21 protein-coding genes are annotated in these 16658 nt (G+C 68.9%); 12 read left to right on the plus strand and 9 right to left on the minus strand.

Annotated elements, in window-relative coordinates:
• Positions 1-245: 245 nt before the first annotated feature.
• Both ETD83_RS45345 and ETD83_RS15955 read right to left on the minus strand, forming a co-directional pair.
• Positions 246-377 carry a hypothetical protein gene (locus ETD83_RS45345; RefSeq protein ID WP_268920461.1) on the minus strand — a complete coding sequence of 44 codons (132 nt, stop codon included), beginning with the start codon at positions 375-377 and terminating at the stop codon, positions 246-248.
• Positions 374-1039: a hypothetical protein gene (locus ETD83_RS15955; RefSeq protein ID WP_138645915.1), complete on the minus strand. Its 666-nt coding sequence runs from the start codon at positions 1037-1039 to the stop codon at positions 374-376. The genes ETD83_RS45345 and ETD83_RS15955 overlap by 4 nt, the downstream gene beginning before the upstream one ends.
• Positions 1040-1259: 220 nt before the next feature.
• On the opposite strand from ETD83_RS15955, the gene ETD83_RS15960 reads away from it, so the two are divergent.
• The 12 genes from ETD83_RS15960 to hypE all read left to right on the plus strand — a co-directional run bounded on the left by ETD83_RS15960 (position 1260) and on the right by hypE (position 10802).
• On the plus strand, positions 1260-2672 hold the full coding sequence (locus ETD83_RS15960; protein WP_138645916.1) for a hypothetical protein: 1413 nt from the start codon (positions 1260-1262) through the stop codon (positions 2670-2672).
• Positions 2669-3277, plus strand: a complete 609-nt coding sequence (locus tag ETD83_RS15965) for a hydrogenase maturation protease (protein WP_138645917.1) — start codon at positions 2669-2671, stop codon at positions 3275-3277. The genes ETD83_RS15960 and ETD83_RS15965 overlap by 4 nt, the downstream gene beginning before the upstream one ends.
• Positions 3270-3626, plus strand: a complete 357-nt coding sequence (locus tag ETD83_RS15970) for a hydrogenase maturation nickel metallochaperone HypA (protein WP_138645918.1) — start codon at positions 3270-3272, stop codon at positions 3624-3626. The genes ETD83_RS15965 and ETD83_RS15970 overlap by 8 nt, the downstream gene beginning before the upstream one ends.
• Before the next feature lie 109 nt (positions 3627-3735).
• Positions 3736-4773, plus strand: coding sequence for an NADH-quinone oxidoreductase subunit B family protein (locus ETD83_RS15975; protein WP_138645919.1), 1038 nt, complete (start codon positions 3736-3738; stop codon positions 4771-4773).
• Between the two features lie 70 nt (positions 4774-4843).
• Positions 4844-6637, plus strand: coding sequence for a nickel-dependent hydrogenase large subunit (locus tag ETD83_RS15980; RefSeq protein WP_138645920.1), 1794 nt, complete (start codon positions 4844-4846; stop codon positions 6635-6637).
• Positions 6630-7238 carry a NifU family protein gene (locus tag ETD83_RS15985; RefSeq protein WP_138645921.1) on the plus strand — a complete coding sequence of 203 codons (609 nt, stop codon included), beginning with the start codon at positions 6630-6632 and terminating at the stop codon, positions 7236-7238. The genes ETD83_RS15980 and ETD83_RS15985 overlap by 8 nt, the downstream gene beginning before the upstream one ends.
• Complete coding sequence (locus tag ETD83_RS15990; RefSeq protein ID WP_138645922.1) at positions 7235-7867, plus strand: DUF5947 family protein; 633 nt, start codon at positions 7235-7237, stop codon at positions 7865-7867. The genes ETD83_RS15985 and ETD83_RS15990 overlap by 4 nt, the downstream gene beginning before the upstream one ends.
• Before the next feature lie 2 nt (positions 7868-7869).
• Positions 7870-8079, plus strand: coding sequence for a hypothetical protein (locus tag ETD83_RS15995; protein WP_138645923.1), 210 nt, complete (start codon positions 7870-7872; stop codon positions 8077-8079).
• A 20-nt stretch (positions 8080-8099) separates the two neighbouring features.
• Positions 8100-8210, plus strand: a complete 111-nt coding sequence (locus ETD83_RS45965; protein ID WP_407921486.1) for a DUF6893 family small protein — start codon at positions 8100-8102, stop codon at positions 8208-8210.
• Between the two features lie 21 nt (positions 8211-8231).
• Entirely contained in the window at positions 8232-8504 is a 273-nt protein-coding gene (locus ETD83_RS16000) for a HypC/HybG/HupF family hydrogenase formation chaperone (RefSeq protein WP_138645924.1), read from the plus strand.
• Positions 8505-8574: 70 nt separating this feature from the next.
• Positions 8575-9702: a hydrogenase formation protein HypD gene (gene hypD, locus ETD83_RS16005; RefSeq protein WP_138645925.1), complete on the plus strand. Its 1128-nt coding sequence runs from the start codon at positions 8575-8577 to the stop codon at positions 9700-9702.
• A complete protein-coding gene (hypE, locus tag ETD83_RS16010) occupies positions 9699-10802 on the plus strand; it encodes a hydrogenase expression/formation protein HypE (RefSeq protein WP_138645926.1) in 1104 nt (367 codons plus the stop codon). Before hypD ends, hypE begins: the two co-directional genes overlap by 4 nt.
• 9 nt (positions 10803-10811) lie before the next feature.
• Here hypE and hypF read toward each other — a convergent pair whose 3' ends face one another.
• The 7 genes from hypF to cobF form a co-directional block, all read right to left on the minus strand.
• Positions 10812-13136: a carbamoyltransferase HypF gene (hypF, locus tag ETD83_RS16015; protein WP_138645927.1), complete on the minus strand. Its 2325-nt coding sequence runs from the start codon at positions 13134-13136 to the stop codon at positions 10812-10814.
• Positions 13133-13780 carry a D-sedoheptulose-7-phosphate isomerase gene (locus ETD83_RS16020; RefSeq protein WP_138645928.1) on the minus strand — a complete coding sequence of 216 codons (648 nt, stop codon included), beginning with the start codon at positions 13778-13780 and terminating at the stop codon, positions 13133-13135. The genes hypF and ETD83_RS16020 overlap by 4 nt, the downstream gene beginning before the upstream one ends.
• Complete coding sequence (locus ETD83_RS16025; RefSeq protein ID WP_138645929.1) at positions 13777-14022, minus strand: HypC/HybG/HupF family hydrogenase formation chaperone; 246 nt, start codon at positions 14020-14022, stop codon at positions 13777-13779. Before ETD83_RS16025 ends, ETD83_RS16020 begins: the two co-directional genes overlap by 4 nt.
• Entirely contained in the window at positions 14019-14651 is a 633-nt protein-coding gene (locus ETD83_RS16030; protein WP_230420945.1) for a D-sedoheptulose-7-phosphate isomerase, read from the minus strand. Before ETD83_RS16030 ends, ETD83_RS16025 begins: the two co-directional genes overlap by 4 nt.
• Entirely contained in the window at positions 14632-15021 is a 390-nt protein-coding gene (locus ETD83_RS16035) for a PadR family transcriptional regulator (RefSeq protein ID WP_138645930.1), read from the minus strand. Before ETD83_RS16035 ends, ETD83_RS16030 begins: the two co-directional genes overlap by 20 nt.
• Positions 15022-15125: 104 nt before the next feature.
• Positions 15126-15332, minus strand: a complete 207-nt coding sequence (locus tag ETD83_RS16040; protein ID WP_138645931.1) for a hypothetical protein — start codon at positions 15330-15332, stop codon at positions 15126-15128.
• Between the two features lie 496 nt (positions 15333-15828).
• Positions 15829-16596, minus strand: a complete 768-nt coding sequence (gene cobF / locus ETD83_RS16045) for a precorrin-6A synthase (deacetylating) (RefSeq protein WP_205717698.1) — start codon at positions 16594-16596, stop codon at positions 15829-15831.
• Positions 16597-16658: the final 62 nt, after the last annotated feature.

Here is a 16658-nt window from a genome sequence, read left to right on the forward strand (position 1 = left end):
GGCTGGGGTCGGTCTCCGCAACGCGTCGTCAGTGTCGTGGTCGGCGGTGGAAACGCCCCGAGCCACGTCCCTTCGACGAATTGCTCTCCCAGGTCCGGTCCCTAACCCGGGAAGTCCAATGTGTGGACGGTGAACTCGTACACGCCGAGGAGAGCATCCGCCTCAACCCGCGGGCGTCGGAATGCTGCGGCCAATGGTGGCGCTGCGGGAGACCTACGGGCGAAATGCGCCGGCAGCGATTCGCCTCAGAAACCATCGACCTCGAGGACCCGTTCGCCTATCACCTGGACGCCGCGCGTGAAGAGCGCGTCAAGCTGACCGAGATGCTGCGGGCCGAAAGCCCCGACTGGCCGCTCCATGGTGAGCTTCTCGTTCACCTCGACCGCTTGCGAACCGAACTGGAATCCGGGCAACGAACACGAACGGAAAGGCGCCCGAGTCGCCGGCTCCGCATCCCCAAGCCTTCGCCCCCTGCCACGCTCAGCCCGATCCGGCGCCGAACAGACCTTCGTCGAGCACGCTCCCGAGCCGTAGTCGCCATCGACAATGCCGAGGTCACGCCTGGCCTGCCGCGCGGGCGTCTGGAAGGCTCCGGGGCGAACCGGCCGGCGACGACGAGGCCGTACAGAACATGGTCCAGGGCGAGGACGATTCTCCAGGCGACTCTGCGCTCATGCGCGTGCTTGACCCCGAGGAGGGGGCGGATGCCGATCTCGAAGCCGAGCCAGAAGACCAGCCCGTAGACGGGCCCGCTGGCGCCGTGTGCGCGGACGCGCTCGGGCAGCATCCCGTACGCGGCGCCGCCAGCCGAACCGTAGGTCCAGTGGGCGAGTTCTATGACGGCTTCACGGTGCCGTTCCGGAAGCCGGTACACGAGCGGGAGATGTTTCTCCACAATCGCCTCGGGCGGGCTCTTCTCGTGGGGGCCCATGGCCGCCGTCACCGTGCGGGCACCGGTCATCGCCATGGCCGCGACGAGTCCCCGGGCGCCCGCGCGGACGATCGCGCCGGTGTCCCTGCTCCGGATGAGCGGCTTCATGACTTCTCCCCTGATAGACGTTCTCACCGATCTGCCCTCTTCACCGGAGGGCATGCCAGGCGCGCGATGACAGGTCACTTCTCCGGTAGGTGCCACCATCACCTACTGGGCGTCCTCACTTACCGGGGCCGGCAGTGGTTGCTATACCGGAGGAAGCTTTCCCCGTGCGCGTCGCTTGCGCCATTGCGGGGTTGGCGTAATCGGTTCGGCGCGGGGAGGTGTGTCCGGAGTGGTGAGCCCGCCCGTCACGCCTTCCAGCGGGTTTGAGTATGCGCGCGAAGTGGCCGATGCGATTCTTTATGAGGGCTACCTCCTTTATCCCTACCGTCGTTCGTCGGTCAAGAACCGCGTGCGCTGGCAGTTCGGAGTGATCGTCCCGCCGGCGTGGGCGGAGGCGCAGGGGCTGACCGACACGGGCGTCGCCGGGTCCGCCGAGGCCCCCTGGCAGCAGACCGAATGCCTGCTGCAGGCACCGACGGACGCAACGATCCGGTGCCGGGTTCGTTTTCTCCAACTGCAGCGCAAATCGGTGCAGGAGCGTCTGACCGACGGCTCCTACCGCTCGGTCGATTCGCTGCGTTCGGGGGCACGGCTGGAGTTCGGATTCGACGAAGCCCTGCCACAGGAGTTCGATCTCCAGTTCTCGTTGCGGGACGTCCTGGGCGATACGCACGAGTTCGCCGTCCAGGCCACTGGCGGGATGGACACCGAGCACGTTGAGGACGAGGAGGGACGTCCCCTCGGCCGTGTCCGGCGCCGGCGGTGCCCGGTGACGGCCACGGCCGCGGTATCGGCCTCGACGGTGGCGACATCGGCCTCGAAGGCCGCCGGTGGCGACGAACCGCGCCAGAGCCACCGGCTGCGCGTGCGCATAGCGAATAAGGGCGCGGTGACGCCGCCGGGAGCCTCCCGGGAGGAGGCATTGGCGGAATCGCTGATCGGCTGCCATGTGCTGTTGGGCGTGGACGGGGGCTCGTTCCTGTCCTCGCTGGATCCACCTCAGTGGGCCAGACAGGCGGCCGAGGAGTGTGTGAACGTCCACACGTTCCCCGTGCTGGCGGGCCCGCCGGGCGACGATCACGTGGTGTTGTCTTCGCCGATCCTGCTGTACGACCACCCGCGCGTCGCTCCGGAGAGCCCCGGTGATCTGCACGATGCGACGGAGATCGACGAGATCCTGTCGTTGCGCACCCTGACGCTGACGGACGCGGAAAAGCGAGAGGCGCGCGCCACCGATCCGCGAGCCGCCGAGATCCTGGACCGGACAGAGTCGATGCCGCCCGAGGTGTTCTCACGCCTGCACGGGGCGGTGCGGTCGCTGCGGCCTGCGGCGAGCGCTGATCCGGAGCCGCCGCCCGGGGCCGGCAGCGTCGTGGTCGCGGGTGTGCCGGTCCGCCGGGGGAGCCGGGTACGGCTGCGGCCGCGGCGGCACGGCGTCGATCCCCAGGACCGGTTCCTGGAGGGCAGGACCGCGCAGGTCGAGGCGGTGCTCTGCGACGTCGACGATGCCACGCATCTCGCGGTCACGGTGGAGGACGACCCCGCCGCGGAGCTCAACCGGTGGTACGGGCGGTTCCGCTACTTCTCCCCCGACGAGGTGGAGCCGCTGTCGGCGGAGGGGGATCGGCGATGAGCGGGGTGGCGGCCCGCCGGGTCCTGGTGGCGGGGATCGGGAACGTGTTCCTCGGCGACGACGGGTTCGGCGTGGAGGTCGTCCGGCGGATGGACGGCTCCGCGCTCCCGGCGAACGTGTCGGTCGCCGACTATGGCATCCGCGGTGTTCATCTGGCGTACGAGCTGCTGGACCACCGGCCCGACGTCTTGATCATGGTGGACGCGGTACCCGTCGAAGGGCCGCCCGGCACCCTCACTGTCCTGGAGGTGGACGCGGACTCGGTCGACGGCGCGGTGGCCGGCTTGGACCCCGCAGATCCGCTCGGCCCGCCCGCCGTGGACGGGCACGGCATGCAGCCCATGGCCGTGCTCCGGCTTCTCCGGCGGCTCGGCGGCGAACTGCCCCGCGTGCTCGTGGTGGGTTGCCGTCCGGCCGTCATCGACGAGTGCATGGAGTTGTCGCAACCGGTGCGCGCTGCCGTGGAGGGGGCCGTCCGCCTGGTGACCGAGCTGGCATCCGACGAGTCCGCTCGTGCTGTGGCTGCTTGTGATGAGGCGGCTTGTGCTGAGGTTGCACGTGATGAACGGGAAGCGAACACGGATCCGGAGCGAGCGAATGCATGAGCTGGGGATGTGCGAGGGCATCGTCGAGGCGGTCCTTCGGCGGGCCGGTGACCGGCCGGTGCGTGCCGTGCGGGTCCGCGTCGGCGGGCACCCGGTCGACCCGGACGTGATCGAGCAGGGTGTGCGGATGGCCGCGATGGGCACGGTGGCCGAGGGCGCCGACGTCGATCTCGTGCTGGAGCCGTTGCGGGTCCGGTGCCGTCCCTGCCGCGAGGAGACGCCGGTGAACAGCGCCACGGCCTTGGCCGCGTGCCCGGCGTGCGGCGCCGTGGACGTGGAGAGCACCGGTCACGAGGACGTCGTCCTGGAGTCGATCACTGTGGACGCGCCGGTCGGGGAGAGCCGCTGATGACCCTGTCGCGGGACGCCGAACCCGCCGGGACACGGCACACCGCTCCGCGAGGCCGGGTACGGCGGCGGCGCGTCGAGCACACCTCGGACATGAGGAGGCACGAACCATGACTCGCGCGGAGGGTTTCGACGAGATCCATATCCTGTGGATCTCCGAGGGCATGAGCTGCGACGGTGACACCGTCTCGGTGACGGCCGCCGGTCAGCCGGCGATCGAGGACGTGGTGAACGGGCTCATCCCGGGATTGCCGAAGGTGCACCTGCACAACAAGGTGCTGTCGCCGACCCTGGGCGGCGAGGAGTTCCTGGCCCCGTTCCGGGCGGCGGCGAACGGTGAGCTGGAGCCGTTCATCTTCGTCCTGGAGGGCTCGGTCCCCAACGAGAAGATCAACGGGGACGGCTACTGGTCGTCGTTCGGCAACGATCCGGAGACCGGCGAGCCGCTGACGCTGAACTGGTGGATCGACCGGCTGGCGCCGAAGGCGTGGGCGATCGTCGCCGCCGGCACCTGCGCCGCCTACGGCGGGATCCACGCGATGGCGGGCAACCCGACCGGATGCATGGGGCTGGCGGACTATCTCGGGTGGGATTTCAGGTCGGCGGGCGCCCTGCCGATCGTCAACGTGCCGGGGTGCCCCGTCCAGCCCGAGAACTTCATGGAGACGCTGACCTGGGTCCTGCACCATGCCGCCGGCGAGGCGCCTCCGCCGCCGCTGGACGACAAGCTGCGACCTCAGTGGCTGTTCGGCAGGACCGTGCACGAGGGCTGCGACCGCGCCGCCTACTACGAGCAGGCCGACTTCGCCAAGGACTACAACTCGCCGAAATGCCAGGTGAAGGTCGGCTGCTGGGGGCCGGTGGTGAACTGCAATGTGCCCAAGCGCGGCTGGATGGGCGGCATCGGCGGCTGCCCGAACGTGGGCGGCATCTGCATCGCCTGCACCATGCCGGGCTTCCCGGACAAGTTCATGCCGTTCATGGACGCGCCGCCCGGCGGCGGCCTGTCGTCGATGCTCATCAAGCCGTACGGGGCCTTCATCCGCCGGATGCGCGGGATCACCAACATCACCGCCAACAAGGAGCCGAAGTGGCATCACAACCGTGACGAACTGACCAGCGGCTACGACCCGCGCTGGCGGCCTTGAACCGCACCCGGCGGCGCCTGGACGGGGCCGCTCGTCGGCCACCACCGGATCGCAGGAGAGGACCGTACCGATGACAACCTCCGAGCAGGCGCCCGCCGGCGGAGAGCCCGGGCAGCTCGTCGAGATGTCGTGGGACCCCATCACGCGCATCATCGGCAACCTGGGCATCTACACGAAGATCGACTTTGCGAACCGGCGGGTGGCCGAGTGCCACAGCACATCGTCGTTGTTCCGCGGCTACTCGGTGTTCATGAAGGGCAAGGACCCCCGGGACGCGGGGTTCATCACCAGCCGCATCTGCGGGATCTGCGGCGACAACCACACCACGTGCTCGGTGTACGCGCAGAACATGGCCTATGGCATCAAGAACCCGCCGCTGGCCGAATGGATCCTCAACCTCGGCGAGGCCGCCGAGTACATGTTCGACCACACGATCTTCCAGGACAACCTCGTCTTCGTCGACTTCTGCGAGGCGATGGTCAAGGACACCAACCCGTCCGTGCTGAGGCGGGCCAGGGACACCGAGGCGCCGAACGCGGAGGTGCACGGCTACCGGACGATCGCCGACATCATGGAGGCGTTCAACCCCTTCGAGGGCGCGGTATACAAGGAGGCGCTGCAGGTCAGCCGCACCACGCGGGAGATGTTCTGCCTGATGGAGGGCAGGCACGTGCACCCCTCGACGGTGTATCCGGGCGGGGTCGGGACCATGCCGAGCCCCACCGTGTTCACCGACTACCTCTCCCGCCTGATGGGCATCGTCGACTTCATCAAGAAGTCCGTCGCGATGAACGACGACGTCTTCGACTTCTTCTACGAGGCGCTGCCCGGGTACGAGGAGGTGGGCCGCCGCCGCGTCATGCTCGGCTGCTGGGGCGCCTTCCAGGACCCCGCGGTCGTCGACTACAAGTACGAGACGATGAACCGCTGGGGGAAGGCGATGTACGTCACGCCCGGCATCGTCGTGGACGGCGAACTCCTCACCACGAACCTGGTCGACATCAACCTCGGCATCCGCATCCTGCTCGGCAGCTCCTACTACGACGACTGGGTGAACGAGGACCCCTTCGTCACCCATGATCCGCTCGGCAACCCGGTGGACATGCGCCACCCGTGGAACCAGACCACCCTGCCGGTGCCGCAGAAACGCGACTTCGACGACAAGTACAGCTGGGTCATGAGCCCGCGCTGGCTGCGTCCTGAGACCGGAGAGCATCTCGCTCTGGACACCGGCGGCGGGGCGTTCGCGCGGCTCTACACGACCGCGCTGGCGAACATGGTCGACACCCCGTTCGTGAAGTCGACCGGATCCAGCGTGCAGATCTCGCTGCCGAAGGGCCGCGACCTGCCGGAGACGACGCTGGAATGGCGTATCCCGCAGTGGTCCAACGCCCTCGAACGGAATCGGGCCCGCGCCTACTTCGTCGCCTACGCGGCGGCGATGGCGGTGCATTTCGTCGAGCAAGCACTCGGCCTGGTCCGCGCCGGCGACACCAAGGTGTTCGAGGACTTCGAGGTGCCCGACGAGGCGATCGGGTGCGGGTTCCACGAGGCGGTGCGCGGCGTGCTGTCACACCACATGGTGATCCGGGACGGGAAGATCGCCAACTACCATCCGTACCCGCCGACGCCCTGGAACGGCAGCCCGCGCGACAGCTTCGGCACGCCCGGCCCCTACGAGGACGCCGTCCAGGACATGCCGATCTTCGAGGAGAACGGCGCCGACGATTTCAGGGGCGTCGACATCATGCGCGCCGTCCGCAGCTTCGACCCGTGCCTGCCCTGTGGCGTGCACATGTACCTCGGCGGGGGACGGACGCTGCAGAAACTGCATTCTCCGATGTTCGGAGCGACCCATGGCTGAGCCCGCACCGATCCAGGAGGCCGGCCCCGGCACCGCCGCCGACCGCCCGCGACGCCTGGACGGTCAGGCGATCGCCGGCCGGCTGGGCCGCCTCGACGAGACGCTCGGCAGGCTGGAACGGACGCCCGGCGCGACCGCGGAGACGGCGCTGGACGCGGTCACCTTCCTCACCGAGGTGTACGGGGAGGCGCTGGCGCGGGTGATGGACCGCGCATCCGATGATTCCCGCCTCATTGAAGCCATCCTCGACGACGATCTCGTCGGCCACCTCCTCGTCCTCCACGAAATCCATCCCGAGCCGGTCGAGCGGCGCGTCGCCCGTGCCCTGGACGCGCTCCGGCCGCGGCTCCGTCGCAAGGGCGCCGACGCCGAGCTCGTCGGGATCCAGGAGGAGACCGCTCAGGTGCGGGTGAAGGCAGGCGGGTGCGGGTGCGGCGGCGCCGAACCCGTTGAGGACGTCGTGCGAGAGGCCGTACTGGCCGCGGCCCCCGAACTGGTCGGCGTCCACGTGGCCACTCCGGACACCTCAACGTCGACGAAGACGTTCGTCCCCGTCGAGGCGCTCCTGCGACCCCCCGCCATCACGGACGGCGCCCCATGACCTTCGGAGCGCTCAACCGCGCGATCCTGAGATCGTCCACCCGGGCGGACGTTGACAGGTGCGGTCTGTGCGAGGTTCCCGTCGCGGACGGCCATGCCCACGTTTTCGACGAGCGCACCGGTGAACTGGCGTGCGCGTGCCGCGCGTGCGCCCTGCTCTTCGAGAAGGACGGGGCCGGGGCAGGGCACTACCGGCTCGTGCCGGACCGCAGGGTGAGGCTGACCGGCGTCTCGGTCGCCGATCTCGGCGTCCCGGTGCGGCTCGCCTTCTTCGTCGTCGGGTTGGACGGCGCCGTCGTCGCCCGGTACCCGAGCCCGATGGGCGCGACGGCGTGGACGGTGGACCCGTCCGCCTGGACGGCCGTCAGCGCACAGAACCCGGATCTGGCGTCGATGCTGCCCGCGGTCGAGGCGCTGCTGACCAGCTCGATCCGCGAGGCGGACGAGCAGTGGCTCGTCCCGGTCGACGACTGCTACCGCCTCGTCGGCGTCATCAAGGGGGCGTGGACGGGGCTGTCGGGGGGAGACCGCGTGTGGACGGCCGTCGAGGCGTTCTTCGCCCAACTGGCCGAGGGAGGTCATCGTCCCGGAACCTCGGCCCGGCCTCACCGACCACGAGAGGGGAACTAGCCATGGCGCAGATTCGCGTCGGTAAACCGGACGTGGCCCCCGACACGCCTTCACACACCAAAGGCGTCGATCAAGGCAACCGCAAGGGCGCCTACGACCACGAACCCGGGCACCACGAGGACGGCACCGCCGACTCGCGGCGGTCGACCGGCATTCGGCCCAAAGAGCGGGACCCGATTCTGCCGATCATGCCGAACCTGCCGCCCGGCTGACCCGAAAGGAGCGAGACGACGTGCGAAAAGTGTGGATCGGGGTGGCCTGCCTGACCGCCGCCGGAGTCGTGGCGCTGGTCTGGAAGGAGATTCCGGCGATGCGCCGCTACCTCAAGATCGAGCGCATGTGAGCGGGGAGGACGGCAGGGCGGATGTGCCTCGGCATTCCCGGTGAGATCGTCGAACTCTCACCCGACCGCGACGACCTCGCCACAGTCGAGGTCGCCGGCGTCCGGCGCGCCGTCAACATCGGCCTGCTCGGGCCGGACGGCGTGCGCCCCGGCGACTGGGTCCTGGTGCACGTCGGCTTCGCCATGTCCAAGATCGACGAGGCCGAGGCCGCGGCGACGCTCGACCTGCTGCGGGGACTCGGGAGCGCCTACACCGACGAACTGGACGCGCTCGCGGACTCCGACATCACCTGACGGGCCCCGGCCCGGTCCAGGAGCCGGGGTCACGCGGGTTCCGACATCGAACGAAGGGCGGCTGACCGGCATGCGGTTCGTCGACGAATACCGCGACGCGGATCAGGCCCGGACACTGGCCGCGCAGATCACCGCGCTGTGCGAGCCCGGCCGGCGGTACAAGTTCATGGAGGTCTGCGGCGGTCACACGCACACCATCTACAAGCACGGCGTGGAGGATCACCTGCCGGAGGGCATCACGCTCGTGCACGGGCCCGGCTGCCCGGTGTGCGTGATCCCGATGGGGCGCGTGGACGACGCGATCGCCATCGCCCGGCACCCGGACGTCATCATGACCTCGTTCGGGGACATGATGCGGGTGCCCGGCGGCAGCGGCTCGTTCTTGGACGCCAAGGCCGAGGGCGCCGACATACGCATGGTGTACTCGCCGCTGGACGCGCTGAAGATCGCCCGGCGGAACCCCGACCGCAGGGTCGTCTTCATGGCGATCGGTTTCGAGACGACCACCCCGTCCACGGCCATGACCGTCCTGCGGGCCGCCGCCGAGGGGATCGAGAACTTCTCCGTCTTCTGCAACCACGTGACGATCCTCCCCGCCATCAAGGCGATCCTGGACTCGCCGGACCTGCGGCTCGACGGCTTCCTCGGCCCCGGCCACGTCTCGACCGTCATCGGCTGCCGCCCGTATGCGTTCATCCCCGGTCGCTACGGCAAGCCGCTGGTCTGCTCGGGCTTCGAACCGCTGGACATCCTGCAGTCGGTCCACATGCTGCTGCGGCAGCTCGCCGACGGCCGCGCCGAGGTGGAGAACCAGTACACCCGCGTCGTGCCCTGGGACGGAAACCGCAAGGCGCTGGAGGTCATCGGGGAGGTCATGGAGCTCCGGCCGTACTTCGAATGGCGCGGGCTGGGGTTCATCTCCCAGTCGGCGCTGCGGGTCCGCGAGGCCTACGCCGTCCACGACGCCGAGCGCATCTTCGACGTCCCAGGTGTCCGGGTGGCCGATCCCAAGGCCTGCCAATGCGGCGAGGTCCTCAAGGGCGTCATCAAGCCCTGGGAGTGCAAGGTCTTCGGCACCGCGTGCACACCGGAGACACCGATCGGAACCTGCATGGTCTCTTCCGAAGGGGCCTGCGCGGCCTACTACAACTACGGACGTTTCACGCGTGACCGCGTCAAGGAGGCGACGCCCACATGACGACCGGCGCCGGAACCACCGCGGAGCAGTCCGCCGAACAGCGAGTCCTGGAACGCATCGAGCGGGCACGCCTCCGCAAGGCCAAGGTCAAGGAGGAACGCGTCACCCTGGCCCACGGGGCCGGTGGCAAGGCCACCCAGACCCTCATCGAGGCCGTCTTCCTGGACGCCTTCCGCAACCCGCACCTGGACGACATGGCGGACGGCGCCACCCTCACCCTCAACGGCACCCGGACGGTCTTCACGACCGACACCTTCGTGGTGTCGCCCCTGTTCTTCCCGGGCGGCGACATCGGGCACCTGGCGGTGAACGGAACGGTCAACGACCTCGCCGTATGCGGTGCCCGCCCGATGTACCTGTCGGCCGGGTTCATCCTTGAGGAGGGCTTCCCGGTCGCGGACCTGCGGCGGGTCGTGGAATCGATGGCCACGGCCGCCGCGGCGGCGGGAGTCACCGTGGTCACCGGTGACACCAAGGTCGTGCAGCGCGGCAAGGCCGACGGCTGCTACATCAACACCGCCGGCATCGGCGTCCTGGAGCGGGACCTGACGCTGACCGCCTCGGCCGCGCGGCCCGGCGACGCCGTGCTGGTCTCCGGGCCGATCGGGGACCACGGCGTCACGATCATGCTCGCCCGCGGCGAACTCGACATCGAGGCCGACCTCGCCTCGGACACCGCACCGCTCCACGAGCCCGTCGCGGCGCTCCTGGACGCCGTCCCCGGCGGTGTGCGCGTCCTGCGCGACGCGACGCGGGGCGGCGTGGCGACGGTCCTCAACGAGGTCGCCCAGACGGCCCGGCTCGGGATCGTGCTGGACGAGGCGGCGGTGCCGGTGAAGCCCGTGGTCAACGGCGCCTGCGAACTGCTCGGCATCGACCCCCTGTACGTGGCCTGTGAGGGCCGGTTCGTCGCCGTCGTGGACGGCGAGCACGCGGAAACGGCGCTTGCGGCGCTTCGCGGCCACCCGTCGGGGGAAGGCGCCGCGATCGCAGGGCGTGTCGCGGACGAGCCGCCCGGCGCCGTTCTGCTGAAGACGTCCTTCGGCGGTACGCGCATCGTGGACATGCTGGTAGGCGATCCACTGCCGCGGATCTGCTGACGGCCGAGATCACGGTTTCGGGTCTTCGAGCAGGTTCACGAGTCCATTCACGAGTCCGGCGCGGTCGCGCGCCGCCGCGACGACCGCCTGGCCGAGAGAGATCCCACCGTCATTGGACGGCACCCGGGAGTGGACGAGGACCCGGAAGCCGTCCTCCTCCAAGCCAGCCACGACCCGGTTCAACAACACCAGATTCTGGAAGACGCCCCCGGACAGAGCGACCGTGTCGAGGCCGGTGCGTTCGCGCAGAACGCATACCGCCCTGACGGCGGCCTGCGCCAGCCCATTGTGGAACCGGGCGGCGATCCTGCCCACGGCGACATCGGCGAGCAAATCGTCGACAACGCAGCGGATGAGGTCGCGTCCCTGAATGACCAGCGGGCGTTGGTCTCTCACCGTCACCTGATACCCGCCGCGTTCCTGCCCGGCGACTCTCTGCTCCAGTTCGATGGCGGCCTGCCCCTCGTATCGCGCCACGTCCCGGACGCCGAGAATTGCCGAGACCGCGTCGAACAGCCGTCCAACGCTGGACGTGAGCGGGGCATTGACGCCCCTTCGAGCCATGGCCAGGACCGCGTCCCAACGCTCACGATGCCGCCGGGCGAGGTCCAGATCGGGAAGGGCATCTCCGTAAGCCGCCAAGAGGTGGGCGACCGCCATCCGCCACGGTTCACGGACCGCCATCGCCCCACCCGGCATGGGCACCGCCTCCAAATGGCCCGCCCGCTCAAAACCCACCAGGTCGGCGACGAGCAGCTCGCCACCCCAGAAAGTGGCGTCGTCTCCGAAGCCGAGCCCATCGAAGGCGACGCCGATGACCGGACCGCTCTCTCCGTTATCGGCGAGGCAGGACGCGATGTGGGCATGGTGATGCTGAACACCCACCACGTCCACGTCCTCCAACTCCAGCGCGAACTTCGTCGACAGATACTCCGGATGCAGATCATGAGCGACCAGTCCGGGATCCACATCGAAAAGCCGGCGGAAGTGAGCGATTCCCTCGGTGAACGACCGCAGCGTCTCGTAGTTCTCCAGATCGCCGATGTGATGGGATACGAATGCCCGGTTCCCCTTGGCCACACAGAATGTGTTCTTCAGTTCCGCCCCGCACGCCAGGACCGGACGCGGGAACGGCCGAGCAGTGGTCAAGGGAGCGGGGACATATCCGCGTGATCGTCGGACGAGCAGTTCTCTTCCGCGGAATACGCGGACCACGGAGTCGTCGGTGCGCACATGGATGGGCCGATCGTGCGTCAGGAAACCGTCCGCGATCTCCGAGAGCCGTTCCACCGCGTCGTCGTCACGGTAGGCGATCGGCTCATCCGACACGTTGCCGCTCGTCAAGACGAATGGGCGGCCGAGGTGACCGGCGAGCAGGTGATGCAGGGGAGTGTAGGGCAGCATCACCCCGAGCTCCTGATTCCGCGGCGCCACCGCGTCCGCGACACAAGCTTCAGGAAGGCGTGGCGCCAGCAGAATCGGGCGGCGCATTCCCGCCAGCACACGTTCACCGGTAGATTCCAGTCGGACCAGCTTCCGCGCCGATTGCAGGTCGGGGACCATCAAGGCGAACGGCTTGTCCTCCCGATGTTTGCGGTCGCGCAGCCTGCGAACCGCTGCCTCGTCGTCGGCGATGACGGCGAGATGGTAGCCGCCGAGTCCCTTGACAGCGAGAATGCGGCCTTGCCGGAGCCATTCGGCCGCGGCCTTCAGCGGCTGTCCATCGGCCGGAACGCCGTCCGGCCCGAAGAACCGCAGTGACGGCCCGCATTGGCGGCAGCACACGGGTTGAGCGTGGAATCTCCGGTCGGCGGCATCCGTGTACTCCCTGGCGCACGCCTCGCACATTCCGAACGCGGCCATGGTCGTGTTGCGCCGGTCATACGGGACATCGGTGACGATGGTGAACCGCGGCCCGCAGGCCGTGCAGTTCGTGAACGGATAGCCTGACCGGCGCCCGGCCGGGGCAGCGATCTCGGCGAGGCAGTCGAGGCATGTCGCCGTGTCGGGAGAGACGAGCGCGGAACGTGTCACCGCAGCAGAGCTCGGCACGATCCGGAACCCGCGCTCGTCCATCGGCGCCGTCGGTTCCGCCCGCACCCGCTCCACCACGGCCAGCGCCGGCGCCCGCCGTTCGAGATCGGCGAGGAAGACGTCCAGGTTCGCCCGATCGCCCTCGATCTCCGCGAAGACGCCCTCCGAATCATTTCCCACGAAGCCCGCGACCCCGTGCTCCCCGGCCAGTTCAGAGACGAAAGGGCGAAACCCAACGCCCTGGACAATCCCCTCGATACGGACCCGAAGCCGCGTGAGCGTGGCCCTAGGGGGTCTCACAACCGCCCGCGCAGCGCCTGCTGAGTGAGCTCCCAGAGCACGTGGTACAGCGTCGTCTGCGCCTCCTGGATCCTGTGAACGGAGGAGGACGGCACGATGAAGAGGTGGTCGATCGTTCCAGCCTGGGCCATTCTTCCCCCGTCATAGCCCGTGAAGCCGACCGTCATCATCCGCCTGCGGTTCGCCTCCTCGAAGGCGCGCAGCAGATTCTCCGAGCCGCCACTGGTCGACAAGCCCACGGCGATGTCTCCCGCCACCGCGAGCGCCGCGAGCTGGCGCGCGAAGACGACGTCGAAACTCACGTCATTGGACAGCGCGGTCACGGTGGCCACGTCATGGGGAAGGGAGATCGCGGGCAACGGCCGGCCGCGCGGGGGAGGGCTGACGTGGAGTTCCTGGATCTGCCGTGCATCCGTGCTGCTGCCGCCGTTGCCGAAACCGAACAGCCGGCCGCCGCCCTGGAAGCACGCGGCCATCTGCCGCGCGCATCGGACGAGCCGTTCACCGTGCAGGTCGACAAGAGATTCCCGCAGCGCGACGATCTCGGCGGCCTTCTCCTCGGTGGACGCGCGCACATCCGCGACCACAGAGCCGGTCTCGCCCTGTTCCGTCGAGAGAAACGGATACAACGATTCCGGGTTCATCCTGTCGGCCCCTCCACCACGGCGATGGCCTCCTTGGCGTGGACCAAGACCGTGTCGCCCGGCCCGGCGTCGACCAACGCCAGACTGATTTCCTCCGGGCCATTCTCCGTATCGACGATCCCGAGGCCGTCTCCCATGACGTCCAGCACGTGAACCTGGACCGCGGTGTCGGAACAGGTGACGCAGACGTCCTCATGGCACGGCGCCGCACCCCCCTCGCCCACCGAGTCGCGGCTGGTCATACGCCCGCCTCCGATTCCAGCGATCCGGACTGCTCGATGCAGACATGAACCAGTTCCCACAAGATGTGGTAGGCGGTGACGTGCAGCTCTTTGATCACGCACGGATCATCGGACCGGGCGATCAGGGCATGGTCCACGACCTTGTCGCCGGCTATGTCACCGCCGTCCCGGCCGAGCAGGGCGACCGTCAGCGCCCCGAGTTCACGAGCGACCTGAAAGGCCCGCAGTACGTTCGCGCATCGGCCGTCAGGAGAGAACCCCAGGGCGATGTCCTGAGGAGAGGCGAGCAACCGCAACCGGTCGGCGAAGGCTTCGTTCGCGTCCCTATCATCGTTCCCCGCTTCGGCGGTCAGCGAAAGCGCGGGCAACGCCCTCTTTCCAACAATGACCGGGTGCAGGAACTCCACCGCGACATGCTGGGCGTCCGTTGCCGCACCGCCGTTGCCGAACGTGATGACCTTGCCGCCGCGGTGGAACCGCACCGCCATGTCCCGGCCGGCCGAGGCGATGAGGTCCGCGTCTTCGCCGAGGGCTCGGCCCGGACCCACGCGGCGTTGGAAAACTGTCCGGACGGCGTCCTCCGCCGTTTCTCGCGCCATATCCTTCTCCTCAGGGCCGAGAGAACGCAACGGCCGATTCCTGCATTCCCTTCGCGCACTGGTCGCACCCTTGGGAGGTCTTCGCCCACAAGGACAAGAAAGCGTCGAGCACGCTGCCGAATTCGGCCAGGTCCTCCATCCGGTTCTTCAGCTCGGCCCCACCCGCGGGAGTGAGTTCGTACCGCCGCCGGGCCGGCCCAGCGTCCGAAGGAACCCATCTGGAAGTCAAAAGCCGCGCCCGCTCAAGACCGCGCAGCACCCGGTACGCATGCCCGGGCTCGACGTCCATCAGCCCCATGCCCGCCAACCGGTCGATCAGGTCGTAGCCATGACTCGGCCGCTCATGGATGAGGACCAGAAGGAACGGCTGGAGCAGACCGCGGATCTCATGACCGCACACGGCTCTCCCTCCCCAACGAACGCTGTGCCGTGTGGCGCCGGACACCGGCCACGAAGGGAGACGTCGTGGAGTCGGTGATCCGCCCCGGCATCGGCCCTTTCGGCTCACCGACACATGACCGTCGTCGACATCGCCGCGACGCCGCTCCAGACGGTCGCGATCGTGACCTGCTCACCGTTCACCGCCCAGAGAGTGATGAACAGACGAACCCCTAGCGCTGCCCGCACGCAGGCCAAGCCAAAGGCACGTCCGTAGACCGAGCCCACCGCCGGAACAGTCACCCCGGCCTCGTCCCGGACACGCATCTCCACGGCGGCAAGGTGCTGTACGCCCTCCGCCTGGATGAACGCCCACAGCCGCCCCTTTCTCTGGATGTCTCCGCGACCCGCTCGTGACGGGCCCTCCCGAGCCGTGAAGCCTCGCCGGTGCGGACCAAGCGATGCCGCCGGGCACGCCTACCCCCTGCCTATATGTCGCTCTGCGGGACGGCTAACCGGGCCGATCCGAACCAACACCAAGACCTCAAGATCTTTTGAAGAAGGCCGCCGTCGCTCCCGCGCCCCGCCTGCCGGCCCGGCGCCCCGCGCCCGGACACGGCTGCACATCACCGTCGAGGCGGACAAGGCCTGGCTGAACGATGCCAAGCGCAAGTCCCCGGTGGTGATCGACCCCACTATCAAGATCGCGCCGACTCCGACGCAGTCGCAGGACACCATGAAACCTACATGCAGCAAGTAGGTAGATTTCCACGCGGACCTGCCCGGCGACCGGCGGCCCCGCGTCGCTGGCCGACGCGGGGCCGACGTGTCACTTGTTCTGGGTTCTGCGGTGGTCTTCGCTCGGGGCACGGCGGAGGAGGTAGGTGTCCATGATCCAGCCCTTGCGGGCGCGGGCCTCGGCGCGGGCGGCGCGGATGCGGTCGGCGACCTCGGTGACCGGGCCCGAGATGAGGATCTCGTCGGGCGTGCCGAGGTAGGCGCCCCAGTAGATGTGGTGGTCCTCGCCGGCGCCGGTGAAGGAGCAGGCGGCGTCCAGCATGACGACGACGTCGTCGGCGGTGGGGCCTTCGGCGGCCAGGCGGCGACCCGTGGTGATGTGGACGGGGCGTCCGACGCGGGTGAGGGCGACGCGGTGGCGGGCGGTGAGCGCCGAGATGCTGCTGATGCCGGGGACGACCTCGTAGTCGAACTCGGCGTCGATCTCGTCCAGGACGGCGAGGGTGCTGTCGTAGACGCCGGGGTCGCCCCAGACGAGGAGCGCGCCGCTCTGCCCGTCGGCGAGGTCGTCCGCGATGAAGGACGCGTATATCTGGGCGCGGCGGGAGCGCCAGTCCTCGACGGCCGCCGTGTAGGCCGGGGTGGTGCGGTCGCGTTCGGGGTCGCGGGCCTCGACGATCCGGTACGGCTCACGGCCGTGGGCGGCGATGAGGTCGCGTCGCAGCCGGGTCAGGTCGTCTTTGGCCTCGCCTTTGTCGACGAGGAGGAAGACGTCGGCGGCGGCGATGGCGTTGGCGCCCTGGAAGGTGAGGTGGTCGGGGTCGCCCGCGCCGATGCCGATGATCAGGAGCCGCTTCACCTGGACAAGTGTGCCAGAACCGCTCATATAGGCTTGTCGCCGCATTTCACCGAGCGCATTTC

Source organism: Actinomadura soli (genome assembly GCF_005889715.1).
In the GTDB taxonomy this organism is placed as follows: Bacteria; Actinomycetota; Actinomycetes; order Streptosporangiales; family Streptosporangiaceae; genus Spirillospora; species Spirillospora soli.